General features: G+C 60.4%; 9 protein-coding genes. 2 read left to right on the forward strand and 7 right to left on the reverse strand.

Features of this window, described 5'->3' with window-relative positions; genetic code table 11:
* The first annotated feature begins 88 nt into the window (after positions 1-88).
* Both treS and glgB read left to right on the forward strand, forming a co-directional pair.
* Complete coding sequence (treS, locus tag ACM6IR_RS13470) at positions 89-3,430, forward strand: maltose alpha-D-glucosyltransferase (RefSeq protein ID WP_414908154.1); 3,342 nt, start codon at positions 89-91, stop codon at positions 3,428-3,430.
* Positions 3,431-3,432: 2 nt separating this feature from the next.
* Entirely contained in the window at positions 3,433-5,664 is a 2,232-nt protein-coding gene (gene glgB / locus ACM6IR_RS13475) for a 1,4-alpha-glucan branching protein GlgB (protein WP_414908155.1), read from the forward strand.
* A 196-nt stretch (positions 5,665-5,860) separates the two neighbouring features.
* Here glgB and ACM6IR_RS13480 read toward each other — a convergent pair whose 3' ends face one another.
* The 7 genes from ACM6IR_RS13480 to treZ form a co-directional block, all read right to left on the reverse strand.
* Positions 5,861-6,928 carry an autotransporter domain-containing protein gene (locus tag ACM6IR_RS13480; protein ID WP_414908156.1) on the reverse strand — a complete coding sequence of 356 codons (1,068 nt, stop codon included), beginning with the start codon at positions 6,926-6,928 and terminating at the stop codon, positions 5,861-5,863.
* A 569-nt stretch (positions 6,929-7,497) separates the two neighbouring features.
* Positions 7,498-8,256: a PIG-L deacetylase family protein gene (locus tag ACM6IR_RS13485; protein ID WP_414908157.1), complete on the reverse strand. Its 759-nt coding sequence runs from the start codon at positions 8,254-8,256 to the stop codon at positions 7,498-7,500.
* 219 nt (positions 8,257-8,475) lie between these two features.
* The gene (glgX, locus tag ACM6IR_RS13490; protein ID WP_414908158.1) at positions 8,476-10,635 is read right to left on the reverse strand and encodes a glycogen debranching protein GlgX; all 2,160 of its coding nucleotides are present in this window, start codon (positions 10,633-10,635) and stop codon (positions 8,476-8,478) included.
* A gap of 246 nt (positions 10,636-10,881) precedes the next feature.
* Positions 10,882-11,208, reverse strand: coding sequence for a DUF2934 domain-containing protein (locus tag ACM6IR_RS13495; protein ID WP_414908159.1), 327 nt, complete (start codon positions 11,206-11,208; stop codon positions 10,882-10,884).
* A 21-nt stretch (positions 11,209-11,229) separates the two neighbouring features.
* Positions 11,230-14,004 (reverse strand): malto-oligosyltrehalose synthase, encoded by a 2,775-nt coding sequence (locus ACM6IR_RS13500; protein WP_414908160.1) that lies wholly within the window; start codon positions 14,002-14,004, stop codon positions 11,230-11,232.
* Positions 14,001-16,079, reverse strand: a complete 2,079-nt coding sequence (gene malQ, locus ACM6IR_RS13505) for a 4-alpha-glucanotransferase (protein ID WP_414908161.1) — start codon at positions 16,077-16,079, stop codon at positions 14,001-14,003. Before malQ ends, ACM6IR_RS13500 begins: the two co-directional genes overlap by 4 nt.
* A complete protein-coding gene (gene treZ, locus ACM6IR_RS13510; protein ID WP_414908162.1) occupies positions 16,076-17,872 on the reverse strand; it encodes a malto-oligosyltrehalose trehalohydrolase in 1,797 nt (598 codons plus the stop codon). Before treZ ends, malQ begins: the two co-directional genes overlap by 4 nt.
* Positions 17,873-17,888 lie beyond the last annotated feature (16 nt).

Raw genomic sequence — 17,888 nt, forward strand, 5'->3', positions numbered from 1 at the left:
CGCGAGCAAGCTCGCTCCCACAGGTAATCATCGGGTTTGAAGCAGGGGATCGGCTCAGAGGCTTTATCGAATTCAACAGGAGTTTCAGATGGCGAAGAAACCCAAGGCAGCCGCCTTCATCAAGGACCCGCTCTGGTACAAAGACGCGGTGATCTACCAGGTTCACGTTAAGTCTTTTTTCGACTCCAATAACGACGGGATCGGAGACTTTCCCGGTCTTATCGCCAAACTCGATTACATTGCCGATCTGGGCGTCAACACCATCTGGCTGTTGCCGTTCTATCCGTCGCCACGGCGCGATGATGGTTACGACATCGCCGAATACCGTGGCGTACACGCCGATTACGGGACCATGGCCGACGCAAGGCGCTTCATCGCCGAGGCGCACAAACGCGGGCTGCGGGTGATTACCGAGCTGGTCATCAACCACACCTCGGATCAACACGCCTGGTTCCAGCGTGCGCGCAAGGCCAAAAAAGGCTCGGCGGCGCGGGATTTCTATGTCTGGTCTGATGACGATCAAAAGTACGACGGCACCCGCATCATTTTTCTTGACACCGAAAAGTCCAATTGGACCTGGGACCCGGTGGCCGGCCAATACTTTTGGCACCGGTTCTATTCCCACCAGCCCGACCTGAATTTCGATAACCCGCAAGTCATGAAAGCGGTGCTGTCGGTGATGCGCTACTGGCTCGACATGGGTATCGACGGCCTGCGTCTGGACGCGATTCCGTACTTGATCGAGCGCGACGGCACCAACAACGAGAACCTCCCCGAGACCCACGACGTCCTCAAGCAGATCCGTGCCGAAATCGACGCCAACTACCCGGACCGCATGCTCTTGGCGGAGGCCAATCAATGGCCTGAGGACACGCAGTTGTATTTCGGTACCACCGACGCCAAGGGCTTGAACGGCGACGAGTGCCACATGGCGTTCCACTTCCCGTTGATGCCGCGCATGTACATGGCGCTGGCCCAGGAAGACCGCTTTCCGATCACCGACATTTTGCGTCAGACCCCGGAAATCCCCACCAACTGCCAGTGGGCGATCTTCCTGCGTAACCATGATGAGCTGACCCTGGAAATGGTCACCGACAAGGAGCGCGACTATCTGTGGAATTATTACGCGGCCGACCGTCGGGCGCGGATCAACCTGGGGATTCGCCGCCGCCTCGCGCCGTTGATGGAGCGCGACCGCCGCCGTGTGGAACTGCTCAACAGCCTGCTGCTGTCGATGCCCGGCACGCCGACCCTGTATTACGGCGATGAAATTGGCATGGGTGACAATATCTACCTTGGCGACCGCGACGGTGTGCGTACGCCGATGCAGTGGTCGATCGACCGTAACGGCGGCTTTTCTCGCGCAGACCCGGCGAGCCTGGTGCTGCCACCGATCATGGACCCGCAATACGGTTACCTGTCCGTCAACGTCGAAACCCAGGCCGGCGACCCACATTCGCTGTTGAACTGGAACCGACGCATGCTCGCCGTGCGCAAGCAGTCCAAGGCCTTCGGGCGCGGCACGCTGAAAATGCTGTCGCCGAGCAATCGACGGATTCTGGCCTACACCCGGGAATTCACCGGCGCAGACGGCAAGCACGAAATCATCTTGTGCGTGGCCAACGTGTCGCGTAGCGCACAGGCGGCGGAACTGGACCTGTCGGCTTACGTCGGCATGGTGCCGGTGGAGATGCTCGGCGGTAATGCCTTCCCGCCCATCGGCCAGTTGAATTTCCTCCTGACGCTGGCGCCTTACGGCTTCTATTGGTTCGTGCTGGCCGCTGAAAACCAGATGCCGAGCTGGCACGTCGAGCCGGCGCAAAGCCTGCCGGACTTCACCACGCTGGTGTTGAAAAAACGCATGGAAGAGCTACTTGAAGCGCCATCGCGGGGCACGCTCGAGCAGGGCATCTTGCCGAGCTGGCTGCAGAACCGCCGCTGGTTCGCGGGTAAGGACGCCGCTATCGAACAGGTCAGCATCGCTTATGGCGTGCGTTTCGGCGATCCACTGCACCCGGTGTTACTGAGTGAAGTCGATGTCACCAGCGGCGGCCAGACCAGTCGCTATCAGTTGCCGTTCGGCTTTATTTCCGAAGATCAGGTCGGTACGGCGTTGCCACAACAACTGGCGTTGTCGCGGGTTCGGCGCGTGCGCCAGGTCGGTTTGATCACCGATGCGTTTAGCCTGGAAACGTTTATTCGTGCGGTGCTGCACGGCATGCAGGCCAACACGGTATTGCCATCGAGCGCTGGCGAGATCCGTTTCGAACCGACTGCCGAGCTGGCAAAACTGGGCCTGACGGGCGAGTCCGAAGTGCGTTATCTGTCCGCCGAACAGTCCAACAGTTCGGTGGTGATCGGCAACAGCCTGGTGTTGAAACTGATCCGTAAACTGGCCACTGGCGTGCACCCTGAACTGGAGATGAGCGCGTATTTGACCCATGCCGGTTACCGCAATATTTCGCCGTTGCTGGGATCGGTGGTGCGCCACGACACGGCGGGTGAGGGCACGCTGTTGATGATTGCCCAAGGTTATTTGAGCAATCAGGGTGACGCATGGGAGTGGACGCAAAACAACCTCGAACGGGCGTTGCGCGACGAACTGGCGGACGCCGTGTCGGAACAGGAACAGCACTACAACGCGCTAGGCGAGCTGAAGGACTTTGCAAGCATGCTCGGCCAGCGCCTGGGTGAAATGCACCAAGTGCTGGCGGCGCCCACTGCTAACCCGGACTTCGCCCCGCAAGTGACCTCGCAAAAAGATGCACTGGCCTCGGCCAAGGCTGTCGCTGCGCAACTGGAACATGCACTGAAGTTACTCAAGCAGCATCAAAACGAACTGAACCCGGCAGACAAATCGCTGGTCACTCATTTAATGGATAACAAAAAAGCCATCCTCAATCATATACAGGAGCTGGGCAAAAAATCGGCCGGTGGATTGCGCATTCGCGTCCATGGCGATCTGCACCTGGGGCAAGTGCTGGTGATCAAGGGCGATGCTTACTTGATCGACTTTGAAGGCGAGCCGGCACGGCCGTTGCACGAGCGAAGGGGCAAGCACAGCCCGTATAAAGACGTCAGTGGTGTCTTGCGTTCCTTCGATTACGCGGCGGCGATGACGATCAACGTGCAGAACGTCGATAACACCGCCGATGCACGGACCGCTCGCCAGCGCGTCGCCGACCGTTATTTAAGTGAGGCGCGACAAGCATTTATCGACGCTTATCGGCTGGCGGCAGCTAGTCTTGCTCATGCATGGCAAGATCCTGAAGGTGATGACGCCGCGCTGGCGTTGTTCAGTCTGGAAAAGGCAGCGTATGAGGTGGCGTATGAGGCTGAAAATCGGCCCACGTGGCTGCCTGTGCCGTTGCACGGTTTGTTTGGATTATTGAGTGGGCTTAAACCCTTTTCCGATCTTGGTGGAGAGTAGTCATGAGTTTCTCGAACAAGGAACAGGGGCACGCTAAAGAGGCGTTGCTGCCCAGATCGCGGGACATCGAGGCGCTGGTACGCGCCGAACATCACGACCCCTTTGCAATTCTCGGTCCCCACGGCGATGACGGTGGCGGTCAATTCATCCGGGCTTATCTGCCCGACGCGTTGAACGTGCAGGTGATAGCCAGGGACTCCGGGGAAGAACTCGGTCCTCTTGAGGCCACCCAGACGCCGGGTTTGTTCGTCGGGCATTTCGAGCGGGCGCAACCGTACCTGTTGCGAACCCGTTGGGCCGGCGGCGAGCAACTCTCCGAGGACCCGTACAGCTTTGGCCCGTTGCTCGGCGAAATGGATTTGTACCTGTTCGCCGAAGGTAATCACAGGGACCTCAGTGCTTGCCTTGGTGCGCAACTGAAGACTGTCGACGGCGTGGAGGGGGTGCGGTTTGCCGTGTGGGCACCGAACGCCAAAAGGGTGTCGGTGGTTGGAGATTTCAACAACTGGGACGGCCGTCGCCACCCGATGCGGCTGCGTCATCCTACCGGCGTCTGGGAAATATTCATTCCGCGGATGCAGGCGGGGGAGGCGTACAAATACGAAATCCTCGGGTCTCACGGCATTCTGCCGCTCAAGGCCGACCCGATGGCCTTAGCCACCTCGATGCCGCCCGACACGGCGTCAAAGGTTGCTTCGCCATTGACAATCGACTGGCAGGATCAGGCGTGGATGCAATCCCGTGGCGATCGCCAGCGTTCAACTGCGCCGCTGTCGATCTATGAGCTGCATGCCGGTTCCTGGCAGTGTGAGCTGGATGATCTGGGCGAAGTCGCCCGTCAGTACACCTGGCATGAGTTGGGTGATCGACTGATTCCCTATGTGAAGGAGTTGGGGTTCACCCACATCGAGCTGATGCCGGTCATGGAGCACCCGTTCGGCGGTTCCTGGGGTTATCAGTTGCTCTCGCAATTCGCCCCGAGTGCCCGTTACGGGTCGCCGGATGATTTCGCCGCCTTCGTCAATGCCTGCCACCAGGCCGAGATCGGCGTGATCCTCGACTGGGTGCCCGCGCATTTTCCGACCGATATCCACGGCCTGGCGCAATTCGACGGCACCGCACTATACGAATACGGCAACCCGATGGAAGGTTTTCACCAGGACTGGGACACGCTGATCTACAACCTGGGACGGACCGAAGTACATGGCTATATGCTGGCCTCGGCGTTGCACTGGCTCAAACATTTCCACGTCGATGGCCTGCGTGTCGACGCCGTCGCCTCGATGCTCTATCGAGACTATTCACGCAAGGCGGGCGAATGGGTGCCCAATCGTCATGGTGGTCGGGAAAACCTCGAAGCCATCGACTTCCTGCGCCATCTCAATGATGTGGTCGACCTCGAAGCCCCCGGTGCACTGGTGATTGCCGAAGAGTCAACGGCGTGGCCGGGTGTCAGTCAGGGCACGCAACAGGGTGGACTGGGCTTTGACTACAAGTGGAACATGGGCTGGATGCACGATTCGCTGCACTACATTCAGCAGGACCCGGTGTACCGCGCCCATCACCACAATGAGCTGAGTTTCGGCCTGGTGTATGCCTGGTCCGAGCGGTTCATCCTGCCGATTTCCCACGATGAAGTGGTGCACGGCAAGCATTCGCTGATCGACAAGATGCCCGGCGATCGCTGGCAGAAATTCGCCAACCTGCGGGCCTACCTGAGTTTCATGTGGGCGCATCCGGGCAAGAAGCTGTTGTTCATGGGGTGCGAGTTCGGCCAGTGGCGCGAGTGGAATCACGATCAGCAACTGGACTGGTACCTGCTTCAGTACCCCGAACACCAGGGGGTGCAGAAACTGGTCGGCGATCTGAATCGGCTCTATCGCCAAGAGCCTGCTCTGCATGAGCAGGACGATGTACCTCAAGGTTTCCAGTGGTTGATTGGTGATGATGCAATCAACAGTGTTTACGCCTTCCTGCGCTGGAGCAAAGAGGGGCGGCCGGTGTTGGTGGTGGCCAACTTTACGCCGGTACCGCGTCAGTCTTACCGCATTGGCGTGCCGTTTGCCGGGCGCTGGGCGGAAGTGGTCAATAGCGATGCCGCGATGTATGCCGGCTCCAATTACGGTAACAGTGGCGGGGCGTCTACCGAGGAAGAGCCGAGCCATGGGCAGGCGCTGTCACTGGTGCTGAATTTGCCGCCGTTGGCGGTGTTGATGTTGCGTCCTGAAGGTTGATCTAAAACCGAGTCGTCCCCTTCGCGAGCAGGCTCGCTCCCACAGGTTAAAAGTGATCCTTGTGGGAGCGAGCCTGCTCGCGAAGGGGCCAGCCCAAACAACACAGCTCCCACCACAGGTTAACGGTGATCCTTGTGGGAGCGAGCTTGCTCGCGAAGGGGCCAGCCCAAACAACACAGCTCTTGATGTCAGGTCCTCACCACCGCATCCGCACGCCCAGGCTCCCGATCAACCCGTTCAAATCACCGGCATTCACATCGCTGCTGTAATCGGCACTGACGAACACACTCATTGTAGGCGTCACTCTGGCCACCAACCCCAATCCCAGCTCGACCGTCGATGAATTGCGGCTGCTGCTGATCTTGTCGACCTGATCAAGGGACACGGTGCTGCCAGTGTGTGCCGTGTGCCACAAGTTGGTCCGCACATAAGGTTCGACGGGCATGCCGTCAATGTCGTAACTACCTGTCAACCGGGCACCGATCCGACTGGTCCAGGAGATCAAGTCAGTCGAAGACGCATTGCCCGAGCCTGCATACGGGGCATCCAGGGTCACGCGCTGATTGATCAACTGCGCCTGGGGTTCGATCACCCAGTGATCGCTCAGGCTAATCGGGATGCCGCCCTCCGCCGAGAGGATCATCGCGGTGCCCTCGGTGGCTTGCCGAGCGCCTTGGTCATTACGGCTGTAGCCATTGACCCTGCCGCCACTGGCCGTCAAGTCGACGTGCCAGCCCTCGGAACCGGTCAGGCTCCAGTAAGCGCCGAGGCTCTGGCCTTGAAGGTTGAGGGTGTTGCTGTTCGGATCGGCGAGGGCGGGGCTGATCAGTACCCCGTTGCTGTTGCTCTGGAGCTGAGTGGTGCCGCTGACCAGGCCGACCCGTTGGGTTTGGCCACTGCTGCCTTGCAAGGTCAAAATGGGCGGGCCTTTTAATTCGCCGCCGCCCGCGAGAGAAGCGCTTTGGTTCTGGTAATTGGTTTGTGCCTGCCGCGAAGCCTGCCCATAGAGTTGGTCCCAGGCCAAGGGCGCAGCATCCTCGGTCGTCAGGTGTGAACTTCGCAAGTCCGGCATGGCGCTGAAGCGGCCGGGATACGTCGTCGCAAGAGTGGTCAAGGCGAGGACCGGGACATCCTGGCGATACCAGGGCGTTATATCTGTCTCGGGAGGCGAGGCCTGCACTTCCATCGATGAGCACAACAGGAGTGAACTCGAGACCGTGCAAAAAGTGACTTTGATCTCATGTTGGGTGAATGAAGTTCTCATGGGGGTCTACCTTGCAAACTATTCCATATCTCGCTTTGGCGTCTCTCCTACCCCGAATGAGGGGCGACCGAATGAATTGGGGCAAGCCTCTGACCGCCCGTTTTTGCGGGTAGCTGCGGGGTGTCCCTGGTGGAGTTTCCGGGGGTAGTACGGTGTAGCTAAGAAGACCCAAGCCGCTGCGTCAAGAAAATGGCCGATAAATGGTATGTCTATTTTAGTGGTTGTAAGTTATTGATTTGAGGGGGCTCTCTAAGTGGTTGTTTGTACGAAAAAAGTCGAAATGTCCTCGTTCTAGACACTTTCGGTAGCACGCTATCGGCTTGCCAACAGACTCTTATACCGACGTTGGAAACCGTTTCAAGCAGTTGATTACTGTCGATATTGCGAATTTTGTCGGCACTGGTATACACAGTGACGGTAGACGCCAGGCACGGTGTCGCTGCCGGAAAAGGTGTGCCACAGGTTGGCGCGCAGGTGAGCAAAGCCTGGTGCTCAGATAACGACTGCTGCGCAGCCGAACGCAGCCTCGCAGGCTCGGCAGCTGCTACAACGCGGCCACACCCAGGGTTTTAGACGAAGACAATCTCATAAGGCAACCGCATGCGCTCCAGCAACACTGGCGGCAGCAGCGGCGCGAGACCGATGGCCGGCTCGCCGTCGAGCTGGCTGGCATAGGCGTGGGTGGCGTGGCTTTTGCGCGCGACGGTCCAGGTGTCGAGACGCACCTTGCGTGCACGGTGCCAAGGGATCAACCCTCGATCGCGAGTCGGCCAGTGCCAGGCCCACACGGGCACTTCGTGGAATGCCGCGCCGACCTCGGCTGCGGCCTTGGCGCTGGCACGTCCGACGACGTCGTGGTCGACATTGCCGTCCTCGCGCCAGGTGCTGAATACCACGTCGCCGGGGCGCAAATAGCGGGCGATGAACTGACTCAATTGAACTTCGCGCTCAGCCAGGGCGTTGTCGGTGAAACCACCGCGAATCCACTTCAGGCTGTGCATCGGCAAGCCGAGTCGACGCAAGGCTTCGACGCTTTCCTGGGGGCGGAACACACTCAAGCGTTTTTCCGACCATTGCTGCGACCCCGGATGACTGGCGCTGCCATCGGTAATCGAGATCAATTGCAGAGGGTGACCCAGCGTGCTCAGTAATTGCAGTACACCGCCGCATGTCACGACTTCATCGCCAGGATGCGGGGCGATCACCACGGCGCGTGCGTCGGCGGGGACCAGGGTCTGAGTGCTGATGACGGGGATGTTGTCCAGTTGTGGGGCGCTGTTCCAGATCTGTGCTGACAGGCTGTTTTCACTGAGGGAAACCGGCTTCATGGGGTTACGTCCTTGTTCTCGTTGATAGCAGTGTGCGGTGCTCCAAACCCTGGATTACCGCGAGCAGAGTATTGCTCATGTATCGCGATCCGTCGCCTCGATGCGCCTTCTTGTCCGTTTTTTTATCCGGCATCCACCCGCGCCCGCAGGAAGTGGCCTAACGCCTGAGTGTCGGTGTAGTCCGCTGGCGGTTGCCGGAGAAACCGCTGAAGGCCCATTTCACTCTTGTTCCTCATGCTGCAATTCGAACAGCAGCAGCGAACGGCCGGTAACTGAATATTCGTGACCGAACTCAAAGCGTTCCTGGCCACGAATCGACGGTTGATTGGTGTCGATCATGCAGGTCCAGAAACCGCCATCGGGCACTTCCGGGAGCATGAAGTTGACAATGTCGTGGTGGGCATTGACCACCAACAGCAGGGTGGCGTCGGCGCCTTTGCGGCGGATGCCGGTTTCCTGTGCGCGGCCATCGAGGAGCATGCCCAGGCATTTGCCATGGGCTTCTTCCCATTGTTCGACGCTCATTTCACTGCCATCCGGGGCAAGCCAGGTGACGTCCTTGACCCCGATGTCCTCGTTGTAATTGCCCACCAGGAACCGTCCGCGCCGCAGGATCGGGTAGGCCAGGCGCAGTTTGATCAGACGTTTGACGAACTTGAGCAGGGCCTTGCCATCATCGCTCAGGTCCCAATTGACCCAGCCAATCTCGCTGTCCTGACAATAAGCGTTGTTGTTGCCGTCCTGGGTGCGGGCGAATTCGTCGCCGGCCACCAGCATCGGCGTGCCTTGGGCCAGCAATAGTGTGGCGAAGAAGTTGCGCATCTGCCGCTGACGCAGCTCATTGATCTGCGGATCGTCGGTCGGGCCTTCGACGCCGTGGTTCCAGGACAAGTTATTGTTGCTGCCGTCCTCATTGTTTTCGTCGTTAGCCTCGTTGTGCTTGTCGTTGTATGACACCAGGTCATTGAGGGTAAAACCGTCGTGGGCGGTGATGAAGTTCACCGAGGCATACGGTCGCCGCCCCCGCTGATTGAACATCTCCCCGGACGCGGTCATGCGGCTGGCGAAGTCTGCGAGCTGGCCTTCATCACCTTTCCAGAACGCTCGCGCGGTATCGCGGAATTTGTCGTTCCATTCGACCCAGCCCGGCGGAAAGTTACCGACCTGGTACCCGCCGGGGCCACAATCCCACGCCTCGGCAATCATCTTCACTTGACGCAATACCGGGTCCTGGCGACAGGCGACGAGGAAGCTGTGACGCTCGTCGAAGCCATCGTGGTAGCGCCCGAGAATGGTCGCCAGGTCGAACCGGAAGCCGTCCACGTGCATCTCCGAGGCCCAGTAACGCAGGGAGTCGGTGACCATTTGCAGGACGCACGGGTGACTCAGGTCCAGCGTGTTGCCGGTGCCGGAATCATTGATGTAGAAGCGCTTGTCGTCGGGCATCAAGCGGTAGTAAGAGGCGTTGTCGATGCCGCGCATGGACAGCGTCGGTCCTTGCTCGTTGCCTTCGGCGGTGTGGTTGTAGACCACGTCGAGGATCACTTCGAGATTGGCTTCATGCAGGTGCGCGACCATCTCCTTGAACTCGGCGATCTTGCCGCTGGCCAGGTAGCGCGGGTCCGGGGCGAAGAACGCAATGCTGTTGTAGCCCCAGTAATTGGTCATGCCTTTGTGCAACAAATGCTGGTCGTTGACGAATGCGTGGATCGGCAGCAACTCCACGGTCGACACACCCAGTTTGCGGATGTGTTCCAGCACATCATCGACCATCAACCCGGCGAAGGTGCCACGCACGTTCTCGGGGACGGAAGGGTGGCGCATGCTGAAGCCGCGGACGTGGGTCTCATAAATGATCGTCTTGTCCCAGGGCACGCTGACCCGATGGTCGTGGCCCCAGGTGTGTGCCGGGTCGATCACCTTGCACTTGGGAACGAAGGGCGCACTGTCACGTTCATCGAAACTGAGGTCGGCGTCGGGGTGGCCGATGGTGTAGCCAAACAAGGCTTCGGACCATTTCAGTTTGCCGACCAATTGCTTGGCATAGGGGTCGATCAGCAGTTTGTTGGGGTTGAAGCGATGACCATTGGCCGGATCGTACGGCCCATAGACGCGGTAACCGTAGATCAGCCCCGGATGAGCGTCGGGCAGGTAGCCGTGATAGATCTCGTCGGTGTATTCCGGCAGTTCGATGCGTTCCAGTTCGACCTCGCCGGCATCATCGAAGATGCACAGTTCGACTTTGGTGGCATTGGCGGAAAACAAGGCGAAATTGACCCCCAGGCCATCCCACGTCGCGCCCAGCGGGAAGGGCAAGCCTTCACGGATTCGCGAGGCCTCGGCAAGAGGTTCTGGCGCGGCTTTCTTGGGACTGGTCATAGGTGCTCCTGCAAGGGGGGGATCGGGTGCATGTGTTCCTGTAGGTACGCAATCTCTGTGGGAGCGAGCCTGCTCGCGATGGCGGTTTGGCAGCCAATACAGGTGTTGAATGTGCCGCCCTCTTCGCGAGCAGGCTCGCTCCCACAGGGGAAGCGGTGTTTGATTCGTCGCTCTTTTTCAGGGCGAACGAACCCTCGATGGCGAGAGGGCTCGCCATGAAGCCAATCAGGGCAGCCAGATGAAGCGTCAGACAGCCGGCGGTTTGCGCGCGGCTCGAGGCTTTTTCTCGGTAGCTTTTTCGCCCGGCGGAATGACCTTGGAAGCCGCGGCAGGTTTGGCTTTTACCTGGGCTTTGGGTTCGCCGGCCTTGCCATTGGGGGCTTTGCTGGCAGGCGATTTGGTGTTGGCGGCTTTGCTGCCAGTGGCCTTTGGCGATTTACTGGGTGCCAGCGCTTCAGCTTCGGCCAGCTTGCGTGCCATCTCCCAGTGACGGGCTTCCTGGCCCTCGGGTTTTCCTTCGGACTCCCAGATTTGATAGGCAAATTCGCGAACGCGTTTATCGTCGGTACTCATCGCAATGCTCCTGAACTGAACTTAAGTGTGACTAGTTTCGATAAAGAGATTGACCGGGAAGTCCCCCAGCGCGGCGCTGATCATCAGCTCCCTGTGTTGTGTGACTGCGACGCTTGAAAAAAGTCCCTTCAGATTTTTATCAGGGGCGGCGAATGGCAATTTGACCCTCGTATCGCCCCACAGCGGCGCGCCAACGTGTGGCCCGGCATCGTTTTTCAGCAGGTCGGCGCAGCGTATCGGTACGATCACGATGGCCCTTTCGCCCGCCTGTTCTCGCATGAAACCGAGGACCCGATGCGCTTGGCTGCCGATAATGTCCAGGGCTTGATAAGTCCCTCGACGGAACAACTCGGCATGCTCGGCACGCAGGTTCAAGGTCTGAGCAATCAAGGTTTGCTTGACGCGCCCGTCGCGCCAGTTCGCCAAAAGATCCGGCAGGTCGAGCGGCACCTGCATTGACTGCTGGCGGCTGGCGTAATCCACCGGCCGGCGGTTGTCCGGGTCTACCAGGCTGAAGTCCCAGAACTCATTTCCCTGGTAGAGATCCGGCACTCCCGGCACGGTCATTCGCAGCAAGGTTTGCGCCAAACCGTTGAGTGCACCGGGGGCGGCGATTGTCTGAGCGGCCTGACCCAGCGCCGAGCGCAATGCCTGGCCCTGCGGGCTCAACAACAGTCGCGTGAGAAAGGCCTCGGTCGCTTGCTCGTACGTGTCGTTGGCGGCGCTCCAGCTGCTTTGCAATTTGGCTTCGCGCAGGGCTTTTTGCTGCCACTGCCAGAGGCGTTTGGCATAGTCCTCGAGGGCCGGCAGATCGTCGCTGCGCAGTGTCAGTGGCCAGCTGCCGAGGATGGCTTGATAGAGAATCAACTCGTCGCCAACCGACGGTGCGCTGTCGTCGGTGCGCAGCGGCATGGCGAGGGTTCGCCAGTGGTCGACCTGCCCGGCGTACCAGTCGCTGCGTTCACTCACGACCGCCAATCGCGCGCGGGTGTCTTCGCCGCGTTTGTGATCGTGGGTGGCCGTGGCCAGTAAATTGTCCGGGAATTCCTTGAGGCGATTGAGGCAGGCCGCATGGAAGTCAGCCACCGGCGCGCTGAACTGTTCGGTGTTGAACCCGACGTCATTGCGTGAAAGCAACACCGCCGAGCGATAGAGCGCAGTGTCTTCGACAGCCTTGGCGGCTGCCGGTGAAGTCAACTGCTGAAACCGCACGCAGGCATGTTTGAGCAGTTTGCGCGGGCGACCTGCCGGGCGCTTGCGCCAAGGCTCCCCCCCCAGCCAGCCGGCCAGGCAATCGAGCACCGGCCAGTCAGCTTCGCCGAGGGTTTGCCGTGCGCCGTCCATGGCCTGCTGGAAAAACCCATCGTCTTCGGCAGAGCGGCCACAGGGACTGATATAGGTTCGATACACCGGAAAATGCACGATCAGTTCGTGCAAGGCCCGACGGATCGCGCCGAGGGTCAGGTCGCGGGTCATCAGGTCGTCACGGGCCACTTGCAACAGGGCTTGGGCGACACTTTCAAAATCCCCGGCGAGTGAGCCGTTGAGGATCTGTTGGCGAGCCAGTTGGGCTTCTTGACGGAAATCGGCGGGCCGTTCGCTGTACTGGCTCCAGAGGTCGCCCAGCACCTGGGCGCCTTCGGGTGCATGTTGCAGCAGCGACAACTGGTTCATGAATTCGTAACCGGTGGTGCCGTCCACCGACCAGTCGCGGTGCAGGGTTTCACCTTCGCCAAGGATCTTCTCGACGTAGATCGGCAGGTGCCGGTCCGGCGCCAGGCTATCGACCCGACGCCGCAGTTTGCGGCAGTAACCGCGCGGGTCAGCAAGACCGTCGATATGGTCGATACGCAAGCCGTCCACCATGCCCTTAGCCACCAGCTCGAAGAGCTTCGCGTGGGTCGCCTCGAACACCGCCGGGCGTTCGACTCGCAGCCCGCCGAGTTCGTTGATATCGAAAAAGCGCCGCCAATTGATGTCATCCGCCGCCGTGCGCCAACTGGCAAGGCGATAGCTCTGGCGCTCAAGCAGGTTGTGCAGGCGTTGAAAACCTTCCGGGGTGAATGAGTCGTAGGCTTTCAGGTTCTGCTCAATGACCTGAAGCATAGCCGGATCACGCGCCAGTTCCTGCAGTTCCTCCTGCAAGGGAATGGCCAGGCTGTGTGCGTCGGTCTGGTAACTCAAGGTGCTGAAGCGGTCCGCGAGAGACTTGAGCCGTTCGGTGTCCGACTTGAGCAGTTCGCCATAATTCATCGGGCAAATCGGGAAGTGATGATCGTAGTGCTCGACATGAAACGCGCCGCGCTGTGCATCGAAGCGTAGGGGCAGGGTGCCGTCCTGCAAGGCCACACCGTAATCGCTGCCCAGAAACGGCAGCAGCAACTGGCCTTCCATTAACGGATCGGGCGAATGCCACTGAATATCGAAGAACTCGCCGTATGGGCTCAGGCGTCCCCACTCCAGCAAGTCCAGCCACCAGGGGTTATCGCTACCGCCGACGGCCATGTGGTTGGAAACGACATCGAGGATCAACCCCATCTGGCGCTCACGCAACGCGGCAACCAGCCGACGCAACGCCGCTTCGCCACCCAGTTCGGGGTTGACCGTGGTCGGGTCCACCACATCGTAACCGTGCAGGGAGCCGGCACGGGCGCAGAGCAGTGGCGAGGCGTAAACATGACTGATGCCCAGGCGGGCGAAGTACGGCACCAGCGGCACCGCCTGGTCCAGCGTGAAGCCTTTATGAAATTGCAGTCGCAGGGTGGCTCGCAGTGGCTGGACCAAGGTCTGATTCATTGATCACGCTCGGCCGCCTGTAGTCGCGCGCAGGCGAGCAATTCGAGACGTCGGGCCGCGTCGGCGTTATCGAGCAGCGCTTCGCTGTCGCCGGGTAGTCGCCGGGACCAGTTGGGGTGTGTGTCGATGGTGCCTGGCAGGTTGGCTTGCTGTTCGATGCCCAGGGCATCTTCCATGGGCAACAACACCAGCGGTGCTCGGGTATGCCCAAGGAAGCGCGTCGCAGCGTCGAGCACCTGATCGGTTTCGTGTGACTCTTCACGGAAATTTTGCGGATCTTGGCTCAACACTCGACGCAAGCCCTCGCGTTCCCGTTCGCGATGATGGCGCCAGTCGATTTCGCCGTTGGCATCGGTGAGGCCGAGGCGGGCATTCCAGTCGATATCGCGGCCATGCCACCAGCCATTGAGGGTCGGCAAGTCATGGGTGCTGGTGGTCGCGAGGGCGTTGTCCGGCCAGTCGAGAATTGGCTTGAAGTGTGCGTTGTCCTGTTCGAACAGCAGCACGCGCATGCCGAGGATCGAGCGGGCGATGAGTTTCTCCCGCAGACCGTCCGGCACGGTGCCGAGGTCTTCGCCGAGCACAATCGCCTGATGACGATGGGACTCAAGCGCCAGCAGCCGCAGCAGGTCGTCCACTGGGTAATAGAGGTAGGCGCCGTCGGCGGGCAGTGAGCCATTGGGGATCACCCACAGCCGTTGCAGGCCCATGACGTGATCGATCCGCAGGCCGCCGGCGTGGGCGAAGTTGGCTCGGAGCATTTCGATGAACGCACGGAAGCCATTGCGTACCAGACCTTCCGGAGAAAACGCGGAAATTCCCCAGCCTTGGCCGGTGCGATTGAGTATGTCCGGTGGCGCGCCGACGGTCAGCGAGGCGAGCAGTTCGTCCTGCCGGCTCCAGGCCTGGCTACCCGCGCCGTCGGCACCGACCGCCAGATCGGCAATTAGCCCGATGTTCATGCCACTGCTGCGGGCGGCAGCTTGGGCACGCTCCAGGCAGCGCGTGATCAGCCATTGGCAGAAGGCGAAAAAGCCGATGCGGCCAGCGTTCTCTTCGGCAAACTCGGCCAGCGCAGCACTGCGTGGGTGTCGCCATTGTTCGGGCCATTCACGCCAGTCGAGGTTTTCACCTTTGGCGGCGCGGGCCTCTTGAATGGCTTCGAAGCGGCAGTGATTTTCCAGGGCTTCGCCACCGGTATGGCGGAAGCTGCTGAAGTCGGCGTGCAGTGGGTGTTCACCCTGGACAAATGCTTCGTACAGCGCCTGCAATAGACGATGCTTGGCTTCGGCGGCGGACGGCCAATCGATCAGCGGCATGTCCTCCAGACGCATCAACTCATCGGCCAGTCCGGTGGCATCAATCGCCGCGCGCAACGCTCGCTCGCCAAGGATCGCCCCCGGCGCTGCATAAAGGCTGTTGAGAAACAATCGGCTGGAGGGCGAGTACGGGCTGTAACGCTGGGTGTCGTTGCTGAACATCGCATGCAGCGGGCTGATCGCCAAGGCATCGGCGCCGCGCTCGCCGGCCACTCGGGCCAGGTCTTCGAGTGCCTGGGTATCGCCGAAACCGCCATCACCCGGACGACGCAGCGAGTACAGCTGCACGCTCAATCCCCAGGCACGGGGGATTGGGCTGCCAACGGCGTCGCCCACGCTGTAGCAGTGCTCCGGTGCGACCGCGAGGGTGAATGTTTGTCCGTCGATGCTGACATGCTGATAACCGATCGGGATCAGGCCGGGAAGTACCGCATTGGCATCCAGATTCAGTTTGAGTCGCGAGCCATCTTCGAGGTGTATTTCGCAAGGCGTTTCGGGCCCAAAGTAATGGGCCAGGTTCAGCCCGACGCCGACGTCTGCAGTGATCAGCGGCGGCAGGCGGTGAGTCTGTTGCACCTGCTGCAATTGCTGCAGGCTGGCGTCGATTTCCCGAGCGCTGCCGGCCGGGTGGCCGAGACAGCTGAGGACGGTGCGTAACACCGAGGATGTCACTTTTTGCGGGCGACCGTTGGCGTCGATCCAGTCGACTGCCAGGCCCGCTCGGGTGGCCAGTATTTCCAGTTGCGCGTCACTCATGGGCGCTCTCCATCCGGGGGTAGCAAGGGGGTTGCGGCCGTGAGGCTGACAAGCGCGCAATACGGGGCAAGTGTGCCCTGATCCAAAAGCCTGGCTGAGGTTGGTGGGTATTCGAACAACACCTTGGCGTCGGACTGTGGGGTGTGGACCACGGGGGTATTGCCGAGGTTCAGATCAATGCGCAGCTGACTGCCATCGCCCAGCCGCCAGCGCGCCGAGACGGCGCCCTTGGCCAATACATCGGTGCCCAGGGCCTGGGCGCCGGGCAGGCGTGGAACGATCTGCTGATGGCGGATCTGTAACAGGTCGCGATACAAGTCGTGCATGGCCGATTGTCGGGTAGGGGTAAGCGTCGGCCGTGAAGCCTCAAAAGTGCGGCGCGCGTTCGGGTCGGGGATCTGTTCGCGTTTGTGCGGATCAGTAAACGCGCTGAACGCTGCAAACTCGTTACGCCGTCCTTCGCGCACCAACTCCGCCAGTTCACCGTGGTGGCTGGTAAAGAACAGGAACGGTTGTTCGGCGGCGAACTCGTCGCCCATGAACATCAGGGGAATCATCGGCGACAACAGCAACAGCGCCGTGGCTGCCTGCAGCGCCTGAGGGTTGGCCAGTTGATGCAGTCTTTCACCAAAGGCGCGATTGCCGATCTGATCGTGGTTTTGCAGAAACAGCACAAACGCACTCGGCGGCAAATGACCGCTGGGTTCTCCGCGGGGTGTCCCGTGGCGGGTGAGGTGTCCCTGGAAAACAAAGCCTTCGCTCAGGCAACGGGCCAACTGTTCGGTGGGGTTCTGGGCATAGTCGGCGTAATAGGCGTCGGTTTCACCGGTCAGCAGCACATGCAGGGCGTTATGCCCGTCGTCGTTCCATTGGGCGTCGAATCCTTCCCCTAGCAGGCTGGCCTGATTGTGCTCGTTTTCCACGGTCAGCCACACATGCCGCGCCGGATCGGTTTGTTGCCGAACCCGTTGCGCCAACTCCTGAAGAAAGTCCGGGTCTTCGATGGCGTGCACCGCGTCCAGGCGCAAGCCATCAAAGCGGTACTCGAACAACCACATCAAGGCGTTTTCAATGAAGAAGTCCCGCACCTCGCGACGCCGGAAATCAATAGCCGCACCCCACGGGGTGTGTTTGTCCTCACGGAAGAAGCTTTTAGCGTAGCGATGCAGGTAATTGCCGTCAGGGCCGAAGTGGTTGTAAACCACGTCGAGTATCACCGCCAGGCCATGGCCGTGGGCGGTGTCGATCAGGTGTTTGAGTTGTTCGGGGGAACCGTAGGACGCCTGGGGCGCGAAGGGCAGAACCCCGTCGTAGCCCCAATTGCGCTCGCCAGGGAATTGCGCCAGCGGCATCAGTTCAATCGCGGTGATGCCCAGCTCGACAAGGCGCGCCAGGTGCTGCTCGACTGCACTGAAGCCACCGAGCGCACCGACGTGCAGTTCGTAAATCACCGCCTGATGCCAAGGGCGACCTGACCAGGCGTTGTGTTGCCAACGGTAGGCGAAGGGATCGATCACCACGCTTGGCCGGTGTATATCACCGGCCTGCGCGCGGGAGGCCGGATCGGGCACCTCGATTTCACCGTCGATGTTGTAGCGGTAACGCGTGCCAGCGGGGCAGCGGGTCTGGATCACGAACCAGCCATCGTCCTGAGGCAGTAGCGGCAAGGATTGTCCATCTTCCAGTTCGACACTGACGTAAAACGCATCGGGCGCCCACAAGGCAAAACGCGTGTGCTCTGCGTCCAGCATGATTGCGCCGTGGGGCCAGGTCTCAAGGGTCCGTAACGGCATCTTTGAAAACCTCTTC

The organism is Pseudomonas sp. IT-P253, from assembly GCF_949768125.1.
GTDB lineage: Bacteria > Pseudomonadota > Gammaproteobacteria > Pseudomonadales > Pseudomonadaceae > Aquipseudomonas.

Coding starts and splice junctions, on each gene's coding strand:
- ACM6IR_RS13480 (WP_414908156.1), bottom strand. CDS start 6,928: ATGAGAACTTCATTCACCCAACATGAGATCAAAGTCACTTTTTGCACG.
- treS (WP_414908154.1), top strand. CDS start 89: ATGGCGAAGAAACCCAAGGCAGCCGCCTTCATCAAGGACCCGCTCTGG.
- glgX (WP_414908158.1), bottom strand. CDS start 10,635: ATGACCAGTCCCAAGAAAGCCGCGCCAGAACCTCTTGCCGAGGCCTCG.
- glgB (WP_414908155.1), top strand. CDS start 3,433: ATGAGTTTCTCGAACAAGGAACAGGGGCACGCTAAAGAGGCGTTGCTG.
- treZ (WP_414908162.1), bottom strand. CDS start 17,872: ATGCCGTTACGGACCCTTGAGACCTGGCCCCACGGCGCAATCATGCTG.
- ACM6IR_RS13495 (WP_414908159.1), bottom strand. CDS start 11,208: ATGAGTACCGACGATAAACGCGTTCGCGAATTTGCCTATCAAATCTGG.
- malQ (WP_414908161.1), bottom strand. CDS start 16,079: ATGAGTGACGCGCAACTGGAAATACTGGCCACCCGAGCGGGCCTGGCA.
- ACM6IR_RS13485 (WP_414908157.1), bottom strand. CDS start 8,256: ATGAAGCCGGTTTCCCTCAGTGAAAACAGCCTGTCAGCACAGATCTGG.
- ACM6IR_RS13500 (WP_414908160.1), bottom strand. CDS start 14,004: ATGAATCAGACCTTGGTCCAGCCACTGCGAGCCACCCTGCGACTGCAA.